Here is a 255-nt window from a genome sequence, read left to right as displayed (position 1 = left end):
CCCCCATATTCAGACAAAGTTTCTCGTGCTCCGTCCTACTCGATTTCACTTCTATGACCTTTTCGTGTACGGGGCTATCACCCACTATGGCCGGCTTTCCCACACCGTTCCACTAAAATCAAAGAAGTTTAAGGGCTGGTCCCCGTTCGCTCGCCGCTACTGAGGGAATCTCGGTTGATTTCTTTTCCTCAGGGTACTTAGATGTTTCAGTTCCCCTGGTTCGCCTCTTACACCTATGTATTCAGTGCAAGATAT

General features: G+C 48.6%; 1 rRNA gene. It reads right to left on the bottom strand.

The annotated features are described in order from the left end of the window. Positions 1 to 255 (bottom strand): 23S ribosomal RNA (locus VQ643_RS16405); the annotation flags it as partial.

Source organism: Pseudomonas sp. F1_0610, assembly GCF_047470865.1.
Taxonomy (GTDB): Bacteria; Pseudomonadota; Gammaproteobacteria; order Pseudomonadales; family Pseudomonadaceae; genus JAZDRH01.
The sequence above is the reverse complement of the archived record's forward strand: the minus strand, read 5'-3'. Positions and strand labels throughout refer to the sequence as shown.